This is a genomic window from Streptomyces pathocidini, from assembly GCF_001418495.1.
GTDB lineage: Bacteria > Actinomycetota > Actinomycetes > Streptomycetales > Streptomycetaceae > Streptomyces > Streptomyces pathocidini.
This window is the reverse complement of sequence record NZ_LIQY01000506.1, coordinates 1-1,299: the sequence shown is the minus strand read 5'-3', so window position 1 is coordinate 1,299 and position 1,299 is coordinate 1. Positions and strand designations below refer to the sequence as shown.

Annotated in this window: 1 protein-coding gene; it reads left to right on the top strand. The window is 69.4% G+C overall.

The window, feature by feature from the left end; genetic code table 11:
• Positions 1 to 243: 243 nt before the first annotated feature.
• Entirely contained in the window at positions 244 to 1,257 is a 1,014-nt protein-coding gene (locus AOK16_RS21490) for a Gfo/Idh/MocA family protein (protein ID WP_240483682.1), read from the top strand.
• Positions 1,258 to 1,299 lie beyond the last annotated feature (42 nt).

Genomic DNA, 1,299 nt, shown 5'->3' with positions numbered 1-1,299 from the left:
ATATGTGTATACGAGACAGGTGTCGGGGCGGGGGGACGGTTCGGTCGGTCCGGACCGTCTGGCCAGTCTGGCCAGTCCGGCCAGTCCGGCCAGTCCGGTCGGTCTGGACCGTCTGGGCGGTCCGGTCTTCCTTGTGGTCCTGACTGCTCGCGCCGGTCTCCGGCATTCGGGTCTCCAAAGTCTTTGAATCTTTACCTATGCTCTCAGGCACTCACGAGTGGTCGAGACCAGTTGGAGCGAAATATGGCGCAGGACATGGTGAGCGACACGACGGCGGAGGCCCCGATCCGGTGGGGCATCCTGGCCACGGGAGGCATCGCCGCGCAGTTCACCTCGCAGGTGCGTGAGATGGCGGGCGCGGAGGTCGTGGCCGTCGGATCGCGCACCCTGGAATCGGCCAAGAAGTTCGCCGAGCGGTTCGAGATACCGCGTGCGTACGGCAGCTGGGCCGAGCTGGCCGAGGACGACGGCGTGGACGTGGTGTACATCGCCACCCCGCACAACGCGCACCACGCGGCGGCCAAGCTGTGCCTGGAGGCGGGCAAGGCTGTGCTGTGCGAGAAGGCGTTCACGATCAACACCCGCGAGGCGGAGGAGCTGGTCGAACTCGCCCGCGCCAAGGGCCTGTTCCTGATGGAGGGCATGTGGACATACACCAACCCGATCGTGCGGCGCATGATGGAGCTCGTACGGGAGGGGGCGATCGGTGAAGTCCGCATGATCCAGGCGGACTTCGGCTTCGCGGGGAAGTTCGACCCGGCGAACCGGATGCGCAACCCCGAGCTGGGCGGCGGCGCACTGCTCGACCTCGGCGTCTACCCGGTGTCCTTCGCCCACCTGCTGCTGGGCGAGCCCTCGGAGATCCAGGCGCGGGCGCACCTCACGCCGGAGGGCACGGACGCCGAGACGGGGATGCTGCTGGGCTGGGAGTCGGGGGCGACGGCGCTGCTGAGCTGCTCGATCACGGCCTCGCTGCCGATTACGGCGGTGGTGTCCGGTACGAAGGGGCGGATCGAGTTCCCGCGCGGGTTCTTCGCGCCGCTCAAGTGCGTGCTGCATGTGGACGGTGAGGATCCGGTGGAGATCACGGAGCCGGAGCCGAAGGGGATGCGGGACGAGGCGGCGGAGGTGATGCGGGCGCTGCGGGCGGGCGAGCTGGAGTCGCCGCTGGTGCCGCTGGAGGGCAGCCTCGCGGTGATGCGCACGCTGGACCGCGTGCGGGAGCTGATCGGGGTGCGGTACCCGGGCGAGGTGTGACGGCTGGCCCGGATGCCGGGGCTGTTCCCGGGGGGCCGGGGC

Coding starts and splice junctions, on each gene's coding strand:
- AOK16_RS21490 (WP_240483682.1), top strand. CDS start 244: ATGGCGCAGGACATGGTGAGCGACACGACGGCGGAGGCCCCGATCCGG.